The sequence below is a fragment of the Nocardiopsis prasina DSM 43845 genome (assembly GCF_000341265.1).
GTDB classification, from domain to species: domain Bacteria; phylum Actinomycetota; class Actinomycetes; order Streptosporangiales; family Streptosporangiaceae; genus Nocardiopsis; species Nocardiopsis prasina.
This window is the reverse complement of the sequence record NZ_ANAE01000079.1, coordinates 1-16,986: the sequence shown is the minus strand read 5'-3', so window position 1 is coordinate 16,986 and position 16,986 is coordinate 1. Positions and strand designations below refer to the sequence as shown.

The 16,986-nt window shown below is 72.5% G+C and carries 17 protein-coding genes; 8 read left to right on the top strand and 9 right to left on the bottom strand.

From position 1 onward, the window contains the following. Positions 1 to 114: 114 nt before the first annotated feature. Positions 115 to 717, bottom strand: coding sequence for a TetR/AcrR family transcriptional regulator (locus D452_RS0103660; protein WP_017542796.1), 603 nt, complete (start codon positions 715 to 717; stop codon positions 115 to 117). Positions 718 to 1,207: 490 nt separating this feature from the next. Between D452_RS0103660 and D452_RS0103655 the strand changes: the two genes are divergently transcribed. Both D452_RS0103655 and D452_RS0103650 read left to right on the top strand, forming a co-directional pair. Beyond that, positions 1,208 to 2,311 carry a WD40/YVTN/BNR-like repeat-containing protein gene (locus D452_RS0103655; protein WP_026128938.1) on the top strand — a complete coding sequence of 368 codons (1,104 nt, stop codon included), beginning with the start codon at positions 1,208 to 1,210 and terminating at the stop codon, positions 2,309 to 2,311. A gap of 1 nt (position 2,312) precedes the next feature. Next, positions 2,313 to 2,597 carry a MoaD/ThiS family protein gene (locus tag D452_RS0103650; RefSeq protein WP_017542794.1) on the top strand — a complete coding sequence of 95 codons (285 nt, stop codon included), beginning with the start codon at positions 2,313 to 2,315 and terminating at the stop codon, positions 2,595 to 2,597. Positions 2,598 to 2,631: 34 nt separating this feature from the next. On the opposite strand, the gene D452_RS27640 is transcribed toward D452_RS0103650, so the two are convergent. Further along, complete coding sequence (locus D452_RS27640) at positions 2,632 to 3,912, bottom strand: DUF418 domain-containing protein (protein WP_239646316.1); 1,281 nt, start codon at positions 3,910 to 3,912, stop codon at positions 2,632 to 2,634. Positions 3,913 to 4,093: 181 nt separating this feature from the next. Here D452_RS27640 and D452_RS0103640 point away from each other — a divergent pair, with 181 nt between their 5' ends. From D452_RS0103640 to D452_RS0103630, 3 genes are all read left to right on the top strand, one after another. Continuing rightward, positions 4,094 to 5,317: a sensor histidine kinase gene (locus tag D452_RS0103640; protein WP_017542792.1), complete on the top strand. Its 1,224-nt coding sequence runs from the start codon at positions 4,094 to 4,096 to the stop codon at positions 5,315 to 5,317. Further along, positions 5,314 to 5,964 carry a response regulator gene (locus D452_RS0103635; protein WP_026128936.1) on the top strand — a complete coding sequence of 217 codons (651 nt, stop codon included), beginning with the start codon at positions 5,314 to 5,316 and terminating at the stop codon, positions 5,962 to 5,964. The genes D452_RS0103640 and D452_RS0103635 overlap by 4 nt, the downstream gene beginning before the upstream one ends. 134 nt (positions 5,965 to 6,098) lie before the next feature. Continuing rightward, complete coding sequence (locus D452_RS0103630) at positions 6,099 to 7,112, top strand: zinc-binding dehydrogenase (RefSeq protein WP_017542790.1); 1,014 nt, start codon at positions 6,099 to 6,101, stop codon at positions 7,110 to 7,112. A 3-nt stretch (positions 7,113 to 7,115) separates the two neighbouring features. On the opposite strand, the gene D452_RS0103625 is transcribed toward D452_RS0103630, so the two are convergent. Continuing rightward, the gene (locus D452_RS0103625) at positions 7,116 to 8,633 is read right to left on the bottom strand and encodes an SDR family NAD(P)-dependent oxidoreductase (RefSeq protein WP_026128935.1); all 1,518 of its coding nucleotides are present in this window, start codon (positions 8,631 to 8,633) and stop codon (positions 7,116 to 7,118) included. Positions 8,634 to 8,808: 175 nt separating this feature from the next. Here D452_RS0103625 and idi point away from each other — a divergent pair, with 175 nt between their 5' ends. The 3 genes from idi (at position 8,809) to D452_RS0103610 (ending at position 11,026) form a co-directional block, all read left to right on the top strand. Beyond that, the gene (gene idi / locus D452_RS0103620) at positions 8,809 to 9,360 is read left to right on the top strand and encodes an isopentenyl-diphosphate Delta-isomerase (RefSeq protein ID WP_017542788.1); all 552 of its coding nucleotides are present in this window, start codon (positions 8,809 to 8,811) and stop codon (positions 9,358 to 9,360) included. Positions 9,361 to 9,616: 256 nt separating this feature from the next. Beyond that, the gene (locus D452_RS0103615) at positions 9,617 to 10,282 is read left to right on the top strand and encodes a type II secretion system protein GspK (protein WP_017542787.1); all 666 of its coding nucleotides are present in this window, start codon (positions 9,617 to 9,619) and stop codon (positions 10,280 to 10,282) included. 54 nt (positions 10,283 to 10,336) lie between these two features. Beyond that, positions 10,337 to 11,026 carry an HAD family hydrolase gene (locus tag D452_RS0103610; protein WP_017542786.1) on the top strand — a complete coding sequence of 230 codons (690 nt, stop codon included), beginning with the start codon at positions 10,337 to 10,339 and terminating at the stop codon, positions 11,024 to 11,026. A gap of 4 nt (positions 11,027 to 11,030) precedes the next feature. Here D452_RS0103610 and D452_RS0103605 read toward each other — a convergent pair whose 3' ends face one another. The 6 genes from D452_RS0103605 to D452_RS0103580 all read right to left on the bottom strand — a co-directional run. Further along, positions 11,031 to 11,330, bottom strand: coding sequence for a DUF6221 family protein (locus tag D452_RS0103605; protein WP_017542785.1), 300 nt, complete (start codon positions 11,328 to 11,330; stop codon positions 11,031 to 11,033). A gap of 103 nt (positions 11,331 to 11,433) precedes the next feature. After that, the gene (locus D452_RS0103600; protein WP_026128934.1) at positions 11,434 to 12,276 is read right to left on the bottom strand and encodes a glutamate ABC transporter substrate-binding protein; all 843 of its coding nucleotides are present in this window, start codon (positions 12,274 to 12,276) and stop codon (positions 11,434 to 11,436) included. A gap of 62 nt (positions 12,277 to 12,338) precedes the next feature. Next, complete coding sequence (locus D452_RS0103595; RefSeq protein WP_017542783.1) at positions 12,339 to 13,739, bottom strand: hypothetical protein; 1,401 nt, start codon at positions 13,737 to 13,739, stop codon at positions 12,339 to 12,341. Positions 13,740 to 13,883: 144 nt separating this feature from the next. Then, a complete protein-coding gene (locus D452_RS0103590) occupies positions 13,884 to 14,585 on the bottom strand; it encodes an FHA domain-containing protein (protein ID WP_017542782.1) in 702 nt (233 codons plus the stop codon). A gap of 8 nt (positions 14,586 to 14,593) precedes the next feature. Beyond that, a complete protein-coding gene (locus tag D452_RS0103585; protein ID WP_017542781.1) occupies positions 14,594 to 15,943 on the bottom strand; it encodes a vWA domain-containing protein in 1,350 nt (449 codons plus the stop codon). After that, positions 15,927 to 16,986: PP2C family protein-serine/threonine phosphatase (locus D452_RS0103580; protein WP_017542780.1), on the bottom strand; the 1,060-nt coding region annotated here is incomplete at its 5' end. The genes D452_RS0103580 and D452_RS0103585, both read right to left, overlap by 17 nt.

Sequence of the window (16,986 nt, the reverse complement as noted above, 5' to 3'; positions counted from 1 at the left end):
GGTCGGCCCCCGCGCGGCCCGGTCCGGGTCCGGGTGTGCGGGCCGGGGACGGGTGCCGGGAACGGCCGTGTCAGGGCGTGCGGATCGGGGCAGGAGGGTCGCGCCCCGATCCGGTCACTCCCCGGACATCCCCAGGGTGCGGAGCATCCCGTGGGCCTCGTCCACGCGGGCGGGGTAGGCCTCCGGGCTGTCCGCGAGCCGCATCGCCGTGAGATCGCAGGCCATCGCCGTGTGGGCGGCCAGGACGGCGACGTCCTCCACCGTCCCGGCCTCCGTCAGGGCCACGGCCAGCCGGAGCGCCCTCTGCTGCCTGGTGAGCAGGTAGCGGGACCTGAGGTCGATGCTCTCCCGGAGGAGTCGCACCAGCACGACCGAGTGCGCGGGTGACAGGGCGGCGTGGGGTCGCGTGGCCGCAGCGGCCTCACGGAGCAGGGCGAGCGCGGCCCCGAGATCGGTCCCCGGCTTCCGGTCCACGCGTTCGCGCACGTAGGCGCACATGCGGTCCACCTCGGCGCTGTCGTCGGCGAACAGCACCTGTTGTTTGTCGCCGAAGTACCGGAAGAAGGTGGTGCGGCCGACCTCGGCGCGTTCCGCGATGGCCGCGACCGTGACGTTGTCGAATCCGTGTTCGGCGAAGAGTTGGAAGGCTGCTGACACGATCGTGGCCCTCGCCTTACGACGTTTGCGAGCGTGGAGCGTGTCCGGGGGGTGGTGCATGAGGCGACCCTATCGAGTGGGAACTCGGTTCTCGATGGTACGCGGGACCGGCCATTGGGACGGTGGTCCCGAAACGGACCGAGAGACCGAAGGAGCGGGATGTCTTCCGGGCTGGATGACGGGACGTGACCGGCGTCCCGGGGTTTGGGCAAACCTCGGAGCGAACACCGGTTGGCCCGGGAGTTTATTGCAAAGTGATCTGGTACCGACAACCGCCTTCCACTCGCCGCAGAACCCTTGCCCGGAAAGGGTTCCCTCCACACAGAACTTATCCCTCCAACAGGGCCACCATTTCCCCGAGGTGCGAATTCGCCACCCACGGTAAATCGTTCGGGTTCCTAACTATTCACTACCCGAGGCGTCCGCAACCCCCTCCTGACGCGCCTTTGACGCTTCCGCCACCCCGCCCGCCGGGTCGGCCCCGCGCCTTCCGGCCACGACCGCCCCCCTGTGCCAGAGTGGAGACCTGACTCACACCTTGGAGTTCGTCATGGCATATCTCCTGGTCATCGGCACACGCAAGGGGTTGTTCACGGCCCGGAGCGAGGATCGGCGCGCATGGGAGGTGACCGGTCCGCACCGGCTGGACGAGGCCAACGACGCGGGGATGAGCCCCGTCTACACGGTCGGGATCAACCCGCGCACCAAGCGGCTGCTCGCCGGGACGGAGAGCTGGCACTTCGGTCCGAGCGTCTGGCACAGCGACGACCTCGGCGCCACGTGGACCGAGCCGCCGTCTCCGCCCATCGCCTTCCCCGAGGACACCGACGGTTCGCTGACCCGCGCCTGGCAGTTCGCCTTCGGCGCCGACCCGGACACGGTGTTCGCCGGGGTGGAGCCGCACGCCCTGTTCAGGTCCTCGGACGGGGGCGACAGCTTCGAGCTGGTCCGCGCACTGTGGGACCACCCGCACCGGGTCAACTGGATGCCCGGCGCCGGTGGCGCCGCCATCCACACGGTCCTGCCCGGCACGCTCGGCGCGGGCCGTCAGTCGCCCGAGGCGATCACCGTGGCCATGTCCACGGGGGGTGTCTACCAGAGCGAGGACGACGGGGCCAGTTGGACGCCGACCAACCGGGGTATCTCCGCTGGTTTCCTCCCCGATGAGGAGCCCGAGTACGGCCAGTGCGTGCACAAGGTCGCCGCCGCCCCGGACGGGTCGTTCTACGCGCAGAACCACCACGGGGTCTACCGCAGCGCCAACCCGGCCGTGGACGGGTGGAGCCGGATCGAGGAGGGGCTGCCCACCGACTTCGGCTTCGCGATGGTCGCCCACCCGCACGACCCGGACACGGCGCTGAACTTCCCCGTGATCAGCCAGGAGGTCCACCTGCCGGCCGGGTACCGGCTGGGGGCCTACCGCACCGACGACGGCGGAACGACGTGGCGGGCGGTCAACGAGGGCCTGCCCGAGGAGCCGTACTTCGGGATCGTCCTGCGCGACGCCGCCTGCACGGACGGAGCACGGGTGCCCGGCTTCTACTTCGGCACCCGTTCCGGGGACGTCTACGCGACCACCGACGACGATGACCGCTGGAACCTCGTCACCGCCCACCTGCCCGACGTCCTGTGCGTTCGGGCCACGGAGGTGTGAGATGCGGGTGACCGTGCACCTGACCAGCGTGCTGCGGGTCGACGCCGAGGGCGCCACCCACGTGCCGCTGGAGGTCGAGGACGGCACCGAGCTGCGCGGCGTGCTGGACGCGCTGGCCGCGCGCCACCCCGGCCTGGACCGTCGGATCAGGGACGAGCAGGGCGCTCTGCGCCGGTACGTGAACGTGTTCGTGGACCAGGACGAGTGCCGTTCGGTGGGCGGCCTGGAGGCACCGGTCCACGACGGCTCGGACGTCCGGCTGCTGCCCTCGGTGGCCGGGGGCTGAAGACCGGGACCGCCCCGGAGCAGCGCTCCGCGCCTCAGCCCCTCGAAACCTCGCCGGGGGTTCCGGGCCGCCCTGCCGGGTCCTGTCCGCTGACGACCCGCTCGGGTTCGGTGAGCGACGACGTGACCGCCTCCGGGATCCGGCGCATCGGTATGGGGCGCAGGTAGGTGAGGCTGCGCCAGATCCACTCCAGCGGCCCCAGCCTGAAGCGGCCCAGCCACCAGCGGGCGAACAGGGCCATCACCACGAAGTAGGCGGCGGCGATCCCGTACTGCGCCAGGAGCGGGATCTCGCCCTCGAACGGCTTCATGCTCAGCAGGAACACGGCGGTGCTGCCCAGGTACACGGTGAGTGTCATCCGGCCCAGCGGCGCCAGCGTGCCCAGCGCGCGGGCACCGGTCCGGTCCCGCCTCACCAGCCACCACACAAGTCCCAGGAAGAACAGGGCGCCGCCCAGGCCGCCGAGGCTCGCGCCGAAGGAGACCATCATGTCCGACCCCGGGGAGACCACCGGGACGCCGTCGGGACCCATCACCGGGATGCCGTCGGAGTCGAACTCCATGGGGAAGAACAGGTCGGCGCCGTAGAGGGCCACCAGGCCGAGCATCTGTCCCACCAGTCCCGTCCACATCATGCGTGCCGGGAGCCGGGTGGGCTCGTCAGCGCGCTCGGGGTCGAGTTCGGGCCTGCGGGCCAGCCACACGCCCACACAGAAGAACCCGAGGGTCTGCGGGATGAGGGTGACCAGGATGTCCAGCTGGCTGCCCGGGAACAGCGTGCCCAGGCCGAACCCGGCGAAGGGGGCCGTGGCGAACAGGGCCACCGCGAACCACAGGGGCCGGTTCCCCCGCCCGGCCAGCAGGAACGGCATCAGCGGGGCGAGCACCAGCGCGGTGAGCGCGTAGTGGGTGAGGATGTCGCCGTGGAACACCAGCAGGTGCGGCACCCCGAAGAGCACCCCCAGGACCACGTAGCGGCGGAGCATGACGGCCATCGGCCGTCCTCCGCGCCGGGTCGCGGAACGCCAGGCGAGAACGGCCCCCACCCCCAGCAGCACCATGAGCAGGGCACGAGCCTTCCCCGACATCAGCAGGCCCAGCGCCCCGTCAACGATCGACGCGAGCGTGCTCTGCTCGACCTCCCCGAGGCGCTCGGCCGCGAAGACGACGGTGGGCGCGTTCATCGCCACCACGCCGATCATCGCGAGAGCGCGGGCGACGTCCAGCAGGGCGACCCGTCGCGCGGGTCCGCCGTCGGGTGCACCTCCTGGCGGTGCGGTGGCCGGGGCCCCGGCCGGGGTCGATGCAGTGGTCACTGGTCCTCCCTCGTGGTTGGGACCAGCGTCCCCCGGCGGCCCCTCGCCGCACATCGACCGATCAGTCGAACCCCCAGGGGTGCGGAGTCAGCCTTTCGGCCCATCCCCGCCCCCACCACCCGCCGCGCGTCGTCCGTTCGACCGATGCACCGCCGCCGGACCACGGCCTAGCCTGGTCACCATGCTCCACACCATGGCTCTGAACAGGCTCTCCGCCACCGCTGACGGCCGGTCGCGCCTGTACCCCCTCCTGGTGGCGTTCGCCCTGACGGCGGGGACGATCCTGCTGTGGGTCGTGGATCTGCGGACGGCGTCGGCCATCCCCACGCACCCCGACTGGATGGGACCGCCGACCTCCGCGATGGACTTCGCGGGCTGTGTCTCCGGCGCTCTCTGCGTGCTGCTGGTCGCCCTGGTCGCGCGGCCCTCGGCCGGTCCACTCGCGACCCTGGCCGCCGGGATCGTCGCGCCGGTGGCCGTGATGTTCGTGTCGGTGCTGCTGTGGCCCCTGCCCAAGGGCATCTTCGGCTTCCCGATCACCATGTCCGAGGCCGTGGGGATGCTGGCGATCCTCGCCCTGGCCGCGTATCGGTGCCGCGGCTGGCAGATCACCGTGGTGATGGTCCTGACCTTCCTCGCCGTCTACTCCGACCACCTGCGGGAACCCTTCGACCTCGAACCGACCGCCGCGCTGCTGGCGGTCGTCGCCGGCCTGGCTCCCGGTCTGTACCTGCGCTGGCGGCGGGCCGAGCGCACGGCCGACGTGGAGCGCGTCCGCGCGACCGAGCGGCTCGCCATCGCCCGCGACCTGCACGACGTGGTGGCACACGAGGTCACCGGGATCGTGGTGCAGACACAGGCCCTGAGGCACATCGCCGAGCGCGACCCCGAGGCGGTGCGCGCGGCCCTGCCGGACATCGAGGCGGCGGGCACCCGGGCCCTGGAGTCCATGCGGGGGATGGTCACCCGCCTGCGGGAGCCGGGGGAGGCCCCGCTCGCGCCCGGCCCGGCCGAGGGGCTGGACGCGCTCGCCGCCCCGGCCGCGCCCGGCCGCCCCGAGGTGGCCGTGCACGTGTCAGGACCGGTCCCGGACCTGCCACCGGAGGTGGGCACGGCGGTGCTGCGGATCGCCCAGGAGTCGGTGACCAACGCGCTGCGGTACGCGCGGGGCGCCACCCGGGTGAGCGTGGTGGTCTCGGTCCTGGACGGCGAGGTGGAGGTGCGCGTCCAGGACGACGGCCGGGGCTCCGGGCTTCCGGTGGGCGGCGGGCACGGGCTGGTGGGCATGGGCGAGCGCGCCCGGCTCCTCGGCGGAGAGCTGTCCGCGGGACCCGACGGCGTGGGGCAGGGTTGGACCGTGCGGGGAACCATCCCCGCGCGGCGCGGAGGGGACGGTCAGGGTTGACGATTCGGGTGCTGCTCGCTGACGACCAGCAGATGGTGCGGACGGGGTTCCGCTACATGCTCGACGCCGAGGACGGGATCACGGTGGTCGGGGAGGCGGGAGACGGGATCGAAGCGGTCCGGCTCGCCGAGCGGCTGCGCCCGGACGTGGTCCTCATGGACATCCGGATGCCGGGGATCGACGGGCTGGAGGCCACCCGCCGGTTGGCCGGCCCGGGGGTGGCCGACCCGCTCCGGGTGGTCGTGGTGACCACCTTCGACCTCGACGAGTACGTGCACGCGGCGCTGACGGGCGGCGCGGTCGGGTTCCTGCTCAAGGACGCGGGACCGGCTCTGCTGATCGAGGCGGTGCGTGCCGCCGCCCGTGGCGACGCGATGGTCTCCCCGCAGATCACCGTGCGTCTGCTCCAGCACTTCTCGACGGCCCGGGCACCCCGGCAGGGCCTCGCCGAGAGCGGGCTGACCGCCCGCGAACTGGAGATCGTGCGCACGGTCGCGCGCGGGCTCACCAACACCGAGGTGGCGGCGGAGCTGCACGTCACCGTGAGCACGGTCAAGACGCACCTGGCCCGGGTGCAGGAGAAGCTCGGGGCGCGCAACCGGGTGGAGGTCGCCGCCTGGGCGTACCGCGGCGGCCTCATGGACTGACCCCGGCCCGCTTGACGAAAAAGTGAGCGGGTTCTGACCCGTGAGGTCCGTGTCGTCCCCGTGCGCACACCAGCACCAACCGTGATGATCGGTGAGGAAATGGGCACCTGCGACACGACTGCGAGGAACGACCTATGGCCACCATGCGTGCGGCCCGGCTGAACATCACCGACCGAACCCTCACGGTCACCGACGTCCCCCGGCCCGCCCCCGGCCCAGGCCAGGTCCTCGTCCGAGTCCGGGCGGCCGGTGTGTGCCTGTCCGACGCCCATCTCGTCGGCGGCGGTCTGACCCCGCTCCACCTCAAGGGGGACACCGTCACCCTGGGGCACGAGGTCGCCGGGGAGGTCGAGGAACTGGGCCCGGAGGTGTTCGATGTCCGGGTCGGCGACCGGGTGGCGCTCCAGGCCGGTGAGCCCGACCGGCACGGCCAGGTGCTCACGAGGGGTGTGGACTACGACGGCGGGTGGGCCGAGTACGCGCTGGCCAGTGAGTCCACGGTGGTGCCCATCCCGGACGAGCTGCCCTTCGAGCAGGCCGCGATCATCCCCGACGCCGTCTCCACACCCTGGGCCGCCGTGACCGCCACCGGTGACGTGCGCCCGGCCGAGGCCGTGGCCGTGTGGGGCGTGGGCGGCCTGGGCGCGCACGCCGTGCAGCTCCTGCGGATGGTGGGGGCCGCCCCGATCATCGCCGCCGACCCCGACGAGCACGCCCGTGCGCGCGCCCTGGACTACGGGGCGGACGTGGCACTGGACTCCACAGCGCCGGAGTTCCTCACCCGGATCGGCCAGCTCACCCACGGACGCGGCCTGGACGTCGCCTTCGACTTCGCCGGGGTCCCGAGCGTGCGCGAACAGGCCGTCCAGGTCCTCGGCGAGCACGGCCGCCTGGTGCTGGTCGGGCTGACCGACAAGCCCCTGGAGGTCCGCGACGGCACCCGGTTCAGCTACCTGCGCCAGCAGGTCCTCGGCCACTACGGGTCGGAACCGGAGCACGTGGTGCAGCTCGTGGACCTGGTCCGGGCGGGCCGCCTGGAGTTCAGCCGCTCCGTCAGCGGGAGGTTCACCCTGGAGGAGGCGCCCCAGGCGGTGGACCGGCTGGAGAAGCGGGTCGGCGCACCGGTGCGCCTGGTCCTGGAACCCTGACGCCTACCAGTTCGAGGGCCGGTAGTCCTTGAGGAAGCAGCCGTGCAGGTCCTCGCCGAGCTCGCCGCGCACGATGGGGTCGTACACGCGGGCCGCGCCGTCCTCCAGGTCCAGGGGCGCGTGGAATCCTTCGGCGGCGATCCGCACCCGGTCCGGGTGCGGCCGCTCGTCGGTGATCCACCCGGTGTCCACGCTGGTCATGAGGATGCCGTCGGTCTCCAGCATCTCCTCGGCGCTGGTCCGCGTGAGCATGTTCAGCGACGCCTTGGCCATGTTGGTGTGCGGGTGGCCGGGTCCCTTGTACCCGCGCCCGAACACGCCCTCCATCGCGGACACGTTCACGATGTAGGTGCGCCGCGCGGAGGAGGCGGCCATCGCGGGGCGCAGCCGGTCCACCAGGAGGAAGGGCGCGCTCACGTTGCACAGCTGCACCTCCAGCATCTCCACGGGGTCGACCCCGCCGATCCGCTGCGTCCAGCTGTTGACCGGTGCCAGGTCGGGCACCAGGCCTCCCGCGTCGATCGCGCCCGCCTGGTGCGCCCGGTCCGGGTGTGCCGCGCCGGTGGTCAGCGCCAGGGAGGTGAGCATCTCGGGGGTCAGCGTGTGCGGCGCGACCTCGGCCACCTCGGACTCGGTGGCGCCCTCCAGCTCGCGGGGGCGGACCCCGCCGAGCACCAGCGGTTCGGGCAGGCCCTCCCCGGTCAGCGGCTGGGACTCGGCGGCGATCAGCGGCGCGTAGGAGCCCGGCGAGCGGCGCACGGTCTGCGCGGCGTTGTTGATGAGGATGTCCAGCGGTCCCTGCTCGGCCACCGAGTCGGCCAGCCGCACCACCTGGCCGGGGTCGCGCAGGTCGATGCCGACCACCCGCAGCCGGTGCAGCCACTGGTCGCTGTCGGGCATCGCGGCGAAGCGGCGCACGGCGTCGTTGGGAAAACGCGTGGTGACAGTGGTGTGGGCGCCGTCGCGCAGCAGCCGCAGCGCGATGTACATGCCGATCTTCGCGCGGCCGCCGGTGAGGAGGGCCCGCCGCCCGGTCAGGTCGGTGCGGGCCTCCCTGCGCTGCCGGTTGAAGACGGCGCACTCGGGACAGAGCTGGTGGTAGAAGGCGTCGACCTCCTGGTACTTCTGCTTGCACACGTAACAGGGGCGGGCCTTGCGCAGCACCCCGGCGAGCTGACGACCGGCGTCCTCGGCGCCACCGGTCTCCTCCGCGCCGTCCTCACCGGAGGCCAGGGCGCGGCTGGTGAGCGCGCGGCCGTTGGTCTCGTCGTCGATCCGGTCCGGGGCGGCCGTGGCGGTGGCGGCGAACACGGCCTTGTCGTGGGCGCTGCGGGCGGCGTTGCGCTCCTTGCGCCGCCGCTCCTTCAGGGCCTTGAACAGCCGGGCGGTACCCCGCTGGAGCGTCAGGGAGTCGTCGTGGTCGACGGGCAGCCCCTCCGCCTCGGCCAACACCTCCAGGCACACCCGAAGTCTGTCCGGGTCGATCCCGTCGACCGTGGTCCGCGTCACCGTTTCCGTCACCACTGCATCCCGCCGCTGTTCCTGGTGGCCTCCTGCCGGGCCACCAGGAACCCTATGCGCACTCCGGGACCGGACGGTCGGTGCGAAGCGGTCACGGGGACAGGCGACCATGGGAGGTGAGCCAGCACTGGGAATCGACGCGTGGGGCCCTGGCACCACGGGCAGGGGGAGTTTCGTGAGCCAGCAGACGGCCGCCGGCGGCGGTGCGGAACGCGAGTTCGTGGTCCTGCTGGACGAGGCGCACGAGCCGGTGGGGGTGGCCGACAAGGCCCTCGTCCACACCGAGGACACCCCGCTCCACCTGGCCTTCTCCTGTTACGTGCTGGGACCGGACGGCCGGGTACTGCTCACCCGCCGTGCTCTGGGCAAGACCACCTGGCCCGGTGTGTGGACCAACAGCTGCTGCGGCCACCCCGCTCCCGACGAGTCCATGGAGGAGGCGGTGCGCCGCCGCGTCCGCCAGGAGCTGGGGATCGAGCTGACCGAGGTCACCGAGGCCCTGCCGGACTTCCGGTACCGCGCGGTCTCCGCCGAGGGGATCGTGGAGAACGAGTTCTGCCCGGTGTTCTGGGCCCGCACCGAGGACACCCCCGCCCCGGACGCGGACGAGGTCGCCGAGTTCACCTGGGCGGCCTGGCCGGACGTGGCCACACTGGCCGAACGCACACCCTGGGTGATCAGTCCGTGGGCGGCGGAGCAGATTCCGCAGCTCAACGCCGCCCGCTGACCCACGGCGGGGACTCCGCGCGCCTTTTCGCGAGAACCCTGCACATCGCGGCGGGGAAAGTACGTCATAAGCTTGGGAAATGTCGAACACATCCCCTGGCCCCGGGTGGCATCCCGGCGGTCACGACCCCCAGAGACAGCACGCCGATCACGGAGAGCGACAACTCCCTCCGTACCCGCCGCACCACGTGCAGCCCGGCCCTCCGCCCCCTCCCCCGCAGCCGCCGAGGGCTGCCAGCGACATCAGGCCCGGCGGGATGGGCTTCCTCCTCACGAACCTGCTCACCTGCGGCGCTCTCGGCCTGTTCACCTTCGGCTACGTAGCAATCCGCCACAGGTCCGCCGTGGCGGGGGTCCTCGCGGCGCTGTGCGTGCCGCTCCTGGCGGTGTTCGGTTCGAGCGCCGAGGGCAGCGTCCTGGAGAACGTCAGCGGGGGCCTGCTCGTCGTCTACTCCCTCTGCGCCACGGCCTACCTGTTCCACGACATCTACAGCGTGAATTCCAAGCGGAACCGGAGACTGCGCGGCGAACCGGTCGGGGCCGTGCCCACCGGCCCGGCCCCCATCTCCGCGGCAGGAGCCCTCGCTGGCCGGGGCAACTCGGAGCTGCGCGCGATGGCGGCCGACCGCGCCCGGCGGCGTGAGGAGTCCCGGGCCCTGCTCGCGGACGACCCCGCCCTGGCCCGTGAACTGGGGATCGGCCGACCCGACCTGCGCACGGGCTACGATGACGGCGGCCTCGTGGACCTCAACCGGGCCTCCGCCGAGGCGATCGCCGGCCTGCCCGGCCTCACCTCAGAGCACGCCGAGGCCCTGGTGGCGCAGCGTTCGTCCGCCCCGTTCGTCTCGCTGCCGGACGCGCTCATCCGCGCCCAGCTCCCGGCCCACCTTGAGGACGACATCTCCGGCTACGTCGTCTTCTGAGCCCGGCGGCGGGGTAGACAGCAACCACACGCCCCCACCGAGTTGGAGCGCCCCGTGCCCCCTCACACCCGTGGTCCCGTCCGTCCCGCCGCCCTCGTCCTCGACGCCCTCGACACCCTCTTCCCGCTCGGCCCGCTGGAGTGGCGGTTCCGTGAGGCGGGCATCCCCCGGGTGCTCATGACCCGCTGGTGCGACCACCTGCTGCGGGACGCCTTCGCCCTGTCCCTGCTGGGCGGGGAACGCACCTTCGAGGACGTGGCCCGGGGGTCCCTGCGGGACATCACCGGGAACCAGATCGCCCCGGCCGCCGAGGACGCGATCATCGACGGCATCACCCGGCTCGAACCCCGCCGCGAGGCCGCCTCGGCGCTGGAGGCCGCCCACGCGCGGGGCGTCCGGGCGGCGGTGCTCGGCCACGGCGACGGCGAACACGTCCGCCTGCTGCTGGAACGATCCGGACTACCGCTGGAACCCCTCGCCGGGGGCGGCGGCCCGGCGGCGTGGAAACCGGCGCGCGAGCCGTATCTGGCGGCAGCGCGCGAACTGGGGGTGCCCCCGGAACGGTTGGGGCTGGTCACGGCGCACGGCTGGGACGCGGCGGGGGCCGGCCGGGCCGGGCTGGTGACAGGGTGGTCCGCGCACCTGGAGGGGCGGTTCCCGTCGGTCTTCCCCAGTCCCGACGTCGAGGGGCGCGACCTGGCCCAGACCGTGGAACGGCTTCTCGACCTCCCCGAGCCCGCCTAGCGGGCTACTCCTCCCAGCTCCGGTCGTACTGGGGGTGCCCCCGGTACACGGACGCCAGGTACTTCACCGCGAGCCGCCAGGCCAGCAGTTCCGACCACGGGTCGCCGCCGACGTTCGCCGCCGGGGAGGAGGGGTCGACGATGCGCATGCTCGCGTCGTGCGCCTCGGTGTAGCCCCGGACGATCCCGCGCTTGGCCGCGACCTCGGCCAGCGCCCGTTCCCGGCCGCGTGAACCCACGGGGACGGCCCTGGACGCGCGTTCGTCCTCGTCCAGGCGCGCGTTCAGGAACTCGACGATGGTCAACGGACAACTCCTCTTCTCTGCCCCCAAAGCCCCCTGCGGGGATCAGTATCTGACATACGCCCCTCCTGGGCCACTCGGTGCCCCCGCCGAACGTCCACGACCCCTACGCGCACCCCTCGAACTGGGGCACCTCCGTGACCAGCTCCAGGTCGGTCCCGCCGAACCAGCGGTCCAGGCTCCTCCCGGCCTCACCGCTCAGGTACATCGTGTCGATCGCCCTGTTCACGGCCTCGCAGCCCGCCACGTCTCCGTTCGGCAGACCCACCCCGTACCGCTCTTCGGTGAACGGCTTGTTCACGAACTCGAACGCCTCCGGGTCCTCGTCCAGGAACCCGGCGAGGATCAGGTCGTCCGTGGACACGGCGTCGACCTCGCCCGCTCTGAGCATGTCGACGCAGTCACTGTAGGTTTCCGGCTTCTCGACCTTGGCCACGTCGATACCGAGGCCCTCCTCGACCCGGCTGGCGGAGTTGGAGCCGTCTCCCTGACAGATCACCCGCCCCTCCAGGTCCGCCACCCCGTTCACCCCCTGCTCACCCCTGCGCACCAGGATGTCCTGCCTGGCCACGTAGTAGGGGCCCGCGAAGGTCACGTCGAGCTTGCGTTCGGCGGTGATGGAGTAGGTCGCCACGACCATGTCCACGTCACCGTCCACCAGCCTCTCCTCGCGCACGTCGGACGTGATGGGCACCAACCGCACGTGGTCGATTCCCAGCTCCTCGGCGATGTGGTTCACCACGTCCACGTCGAACCCCTCGAACTCCTCGCCGTTCCTCAGCCCCACGCCGGGCTGGTCGGCCTTGACCCCGACCGTGATCGACGTCTTGTCGAGGAGGGACCGCAGGGGCGGGTCCTCTCCTCCCTCCGCCGAGCAGGCGGGCAGCGCCATCACCGCCACGGCACACAGAGCCGCCACGGCCCGGCCGCGGCCTCCTCGCAACCACATCGACCCGCTCCTCGTCTCTCGGGGGGTTTCGGCGCGTGCGGACGAACCGGCGCCCGCCGCGCTCACCGGTACTCCGCCAGTCGGGGGCGGACCCCCACCACGACCAGGGCGAACAGCGCGAGGGCGCCGACCGGCAGCCCCAGTACCCACGGGGACAGCGCCGACCGGCCGTCGTGGATGCCCGCGTCGAACTCGTTCGTGTGCGCGCTGACCAGGACGTCCAGCGCGTCCGTGTGCTGGCGGAACAGCCCGTTCTCGGTGTCGGCCACCCGCATGCGGATGTCGATGGCCCGCGCGGTGTCACCGTCGGCGACGGCCTCACGCAGGCTCTCGTCCGCTTCCTGGAGCGCGACGAAGGTGGTGAGCACCTCCTCCAGGGCGTTCTCCGCGTCATGGTCCTCCAGCAACGCCCGCTGGGCGTCCTCCCCCAGGTAACCGAGGGTGCCCGGGTCCTCCTCGTCGGGCACGCCGGACCCCGGCAGCTCCGGGTAGGCGTCCGGGATCTCCCCGACCGCCTCGTAGTAGCCCGGCAGCGTGCTGACCGGGCGGAAGAGCACCTGCTGGGCCCGTTCCAGGTACACCTGCCGGTACGTGTCGGCGTGGTCGTCGTCGATCAGGAACCGGCTCTGGTCGGCCTGCATGTCGGTGGCGATGGCCTTGGCCCGGGACAGCGCCATGGCGGCGTCCATCCCGTCGTTCTTGGCCCGGTGCTCGTGGGCCGCGCTGCCGCTCAGCGCCAGGACGGCACCGACGGTCAGCACCACCGACCCGGCCGTCGCCACCAGCAGCGGGGCGTTGAAGCGGCGGCGGAAGCGCACCCGCAGGTAGAGCTGGAGCGCCAGGAGGGACGCCACCGTCACAGCTCCCACGACGCCGACCACCACGCGCCCGCCCGTCACCGCGCCCTGGCCGTCCTCGTGACTCTGCCGCACGATCGCCGAGGACTCCAACCCCAGATTGAAGGCCTTGGGCAGCAGTTCGGTGTGCATCCGCTGCGTGGCGTCGCTGTACTCGGCGAGCGCCTCAGCGTCCACCTCCCCCGGGGGCGCCTCCGCCTCCCGGTTGATCAGGAGCGCCCTACCGACCTCCTGCTCGTAGGCGCCCATCCCGTTCATGAGCGCCTGCACGTTCTCCCGCGCGTTCTCCTGCGCGTCACCGTCCTGACTGGTCAGCGACGCCACCTGGAGCAGGGCCTCGTTGGCCTCCCGACGGCTGGTGACGTAGCGGTCCATGGCGGCCTCGCGCCCGGACCCGAGGTCGTGGTCGGTGCCCATGAGCAGCACGTCCGCCACACTGGCGTCCATCGCCGCCAGGTTCAGGTAGAGGTCGGTGGTGTTCATGGCCTGCCGCCCCGCGCCCTCGTCCAGGACCTCCAGACCGCCACGGGCCTGGTTGAGCGTCACCGACGCCGAACCGAACAGGCCCGCGACGGCCAGCACGCACAGCAGCGTCAGGGTCCACACCCGTGCGGGCGTGGACCGCGTCGACGCCCGCACGCGCGGCCACCAGGTGCGGAGACGTCGTCCGGGCACGGCCGACGGCGGTGTGGGGGCGCCGCTCTTCGGGCGCCTGGCCGGCTGGCCGGGGTCGGGGGGCATCAACGGGGTTCACCCCTTCTGGATGATGATGACGGTCCATGCGCCGACGTAGATCCGGTCACTGTCATTCAGGGGAACCTCCACGTTGCGGGGGATGGGGTTGGCCGTCCCGTTGATGGTGGTCCCGTTGGTCGACCCGGGGTCGAGGAGCGACCAGGTGTCACCGGGTCCGGCCAGCAGGACCGCGTGGATGTGGGAGATCGCCGGGTCTCCCCCGGGCCCGCCCAGGTCGATCTCCGGAGTGAACCCCTTGGACTGGCTGCGTCGTCCGACGTGCACGCGGTCGCCCTGGAGGTTCACCCGGCGCGGCTTGCCCCCGGAGGGGAAGCTGATCCGGCCCGGGTCGAGCATGCCCTGGTTGACCATGTACTGGTAGTAGGCGGGATCGGCCGCGACGATGGCCCGCCAGTGCACGCCCGTGGGCGCGCTGTCGGGCGCGGAGAGGCGCCGCTGGTGGCTGCCGGACTGGGAGGCGAAGGCGAAGTCGTGGCCGCACTCCTCACAGAAGCGGCCCGCCCGGGACGTGCCGCACTCCGGGCAGGGGCCGCCCCGGGTCGCCGGTCGGGGCCTGGGGGGCGCCCGGTGGGGGGTGGGCGGGGTCGCGGTCGGGGGGTGGGCGGGGGGCGGCACCGACAGTGTCTGGAGACGCAGTCCGCAGACGTCACAGAAGTCGTCGGCCGTGGAGTGGTGCCCTGAGGGGCAACTGGGCATGGTCCCTCCTACCCGGGTCCGGGGGCGCCGCCGGGTCCCGGTCCACCCGGGTGGGGGCGGGTCCGTACGGTCCGGGTCGAGTTGGTGTCGAGGGTCATCTCGTCGACCTTGTCGACGCTGGGCTTGAGCCGCACCGTTCCGGTGGCCGCGTCGACGACGTCGACGACGCGGCCGAGGAGCCTCGCGGTCTCCTCGTTGCCCGACTCGTGTGCGAGCGCGACGGCCCGGCCCAGCCTGGTGGTGGCGGTCGGGTCGTCCCCCTCACGACGGGCGCCGAGCCCGTCCTGGATCGCCTGGGCCAGTTCGACCTGGCCCGTGTAGTGGGCCACCCGGGGGTTGATCTCGGTGGCCCTGTCCTCGTCCGACGTCCATTCGGTGAGGATGTTCCCGGAGGCGAGGACCTGGTCCTGGGCGCCGCCCTCACCGGGCAGCACCACCCGGACCCAGCCCGCGCGCAGCTGGCGGCCGGGGTCGCCCGGCGGCACCTCCACGCACACGTGGTAGTCGCGGCTCTCCGTCCCCCAGGAACCGGTGGGGTAGTCCCCGGCCTGGGCGGCCCGCTCCACCGCGCGGTGGGTGAGGTCGCGAACGGTGGGCGCCACCTGTTTGACGTAGCGCACCACGGCGTTCTGCGGGGTCCACAGGCGCAGCGCCACGTCGGCCACCGCCTTACCCATGGAGGCCTGGGCCATCGCCCGGAAGTCGGCCTCCAGGTCGGCGGGATCGGCGACGATGCCGGGGCCGCCGCCCAACAGCGCGGCGTCGATGCGGCGCAGCTCCTCCACCTTCCAGTCGGTGCCCACGCCCCGGCAGTCGCAGACGAAGCTGCCCTCCAGCCGTCGGAGCACCCGCTCGAAGACGTCGGACATCTCGTTGTTCTGACCGTCGGTGAGCAGGATGGCGTGCCGGATGCCGTCGTCCGCGGTGTCGAAGAGCTCGGCCGCCTTGAGCAGCCAGGCCCCCATGCGCGTGCCGCCGTCGGCGCGCAGCCGTCCCACTGCCTCCAGAGCCGCCGCCCGGGTCGAGGCGTCCACCTCCACCAGGTGGGCGCTCTCGGGGAAGATCATCTCGGCTTCGCGGTGCCCGGCGACGACGGCGAATCGGACCCCGTCGCGCAGGGTCTCGATGGCCGCGCGGGCCGCCCGCTTGGCCGCGTTGATCTTCTCCCCGTACATCGAGCCGGAGGTGTCGACGATGATCACTTCCGAGGCCCGCACGGACGACCCCACCAGCACGGGACTGTTCGAGGTCACGCTCACCACGGCGTGCACCTCCGTCCCGCCCAGCGGCAGGTACGGGTTCTGGTCGATCTCGACGCGGAACTCGGGCTCGGCGGAGCGGTCAGACCTGTCCGGCACGGGAACCCCCTTGGTCGGTGGGCACGGGAACGACGACGACGGTGATGTTGTCCTTGCCGCCGGCCCGCAGCGCGAGGCTGACGTAGGTGCGGGAGGCCTCCCACGGAGCGCTGGACGCCCCGGGCACCGCCTCGGTCAGGTCCCGGGCCTCGGGGTAGTAGTTCCACAGGCCGTCGCTGCACAGCAGGACCGCTCCGGGGCCGGTCGGGGTGACGGTGGAGATGTGCGCGTCGATCTCCCCCGAATCCGCCCCCATCCAGGCGATGAGCGCGTGGGCGTTGGCCGAGCGCATGGCCTCCTCACGGGAGAGGGCGCCCATCTGCACCATCGCCTCGCTCCAGGAGTCGTCCCGGGTGAGCAGCGCGGAGGCGCTGGAGGCCGGACCGCCGGAGATCCAGTAGGCGCGGCTGTCACCGACCCAGCCGACCGTGACGGCCCCGGTGTCCGGGTCCACCACGGCGGACACGAAGGTGCAGGCCGGTGCGGAACTCGGTGAGTCAGCGATCGCGGCCACCGCCTCGGCCGCGCGGGTCATCGCGGTGGCGGTGGCCTCGCGCGGGTCCGCGCCCTGGCGCACGCGTTCGGCGAGCACGGTCGCACCCGTCTCGGCGGTGACCCGGGAGGCCTCGTCGGAGCGGGGGGAGCTGGACACACCGTCGCAGACGACGGCCACGACGGTGCCGGCGGCGTGCGGCGCGTCGTCCTCGACGACCCGGACGGCCATGGCGTCCTCGTTGCGTCTGTGCCGCAGGCCCCGGTCGCTGACGCCGAAGGCGCGCCGGGTGCGCACCTCGACGTGGTCCCGGCCGGTGGGCTGGAGGAAGCCGCACTTCTCGCAGTACCCGTCCACGACCCGTCCGGGGCACCAGACGCACAGGTCGGGGTCGTCCACTGAGACCGGTTCACTGCCCACGGCGGGCGGCGGCCAGTCGGGGACGGCGCTCCTCTGCGGTGACGGCTCGGCGGGGCCGGGGTCCCGGCGCACCGGCTCGGTGGTCTGGGAGTCGGCGTCGTCCCAGTCCGAGCCCGTCACCCCGTCGGGG

Excerpts from the sequence above, each read along its gene's own strand:
- D452_RS0103660 (WP_017542796.1), bottom strand. The coding sequence starts at position 717 with ATGCACCACCCCCCGGACACGCTCCACGCTCGCAAACGTCGTAAGGCG.
- D452_RS0103655 (WP_026128938.1), top strand. The coding sequence starts at position 1,208 with ATGGCATATCTCCTGGTCATCGGCACACGCAAGGGGTTGTTCACGGCC.
- D452_RS0103650 (WP_017542794.1), top strand. The coding sequence starts at position 2,313 with ATGCGGGTGACCGTGCACCTGACCAGCGTGCTGCGGGTCGACGCCGAG.
- D452_RS0103640 (WP_017542792.1), top strand. The coding sequence starts at position 4,094 with ATGCTCCACACCATGGCTCTGAACAGGCTCTCCGCCACCGCTGACGGC.
- D452_RS0103630 (WP_017542790.1), top strand. The coding sequence starts at position 6,099 with ATGGCCACCATGCGTGCGGCCCGGCTGAACATCACCGACCGAACCCTC.
- D452_RS0103615 (WP_017542787.1), top strand. The coding sequence starts at position 9,617 with ATGGGCTTCCTCCTCACGAACCTGCTCACCTGCGGCGCTCTCGGCCTG.
- D452_RS0103600 (WP_026128934.1), bottom strand. The coding sequence starts at position 12,276 with ATGTGGTTGCGAGGAGGCCGCGGCCGGGCCGTGGCGGCTCTGTGTGCC.
- D452_RS0103590 (WP_017542782.1), bottom strand. The coding sequence starts at position 14,585 with ATGCCCAGTTGCCCCTCAGGGCACCACTCCACGGCCGACGACTTCTGT.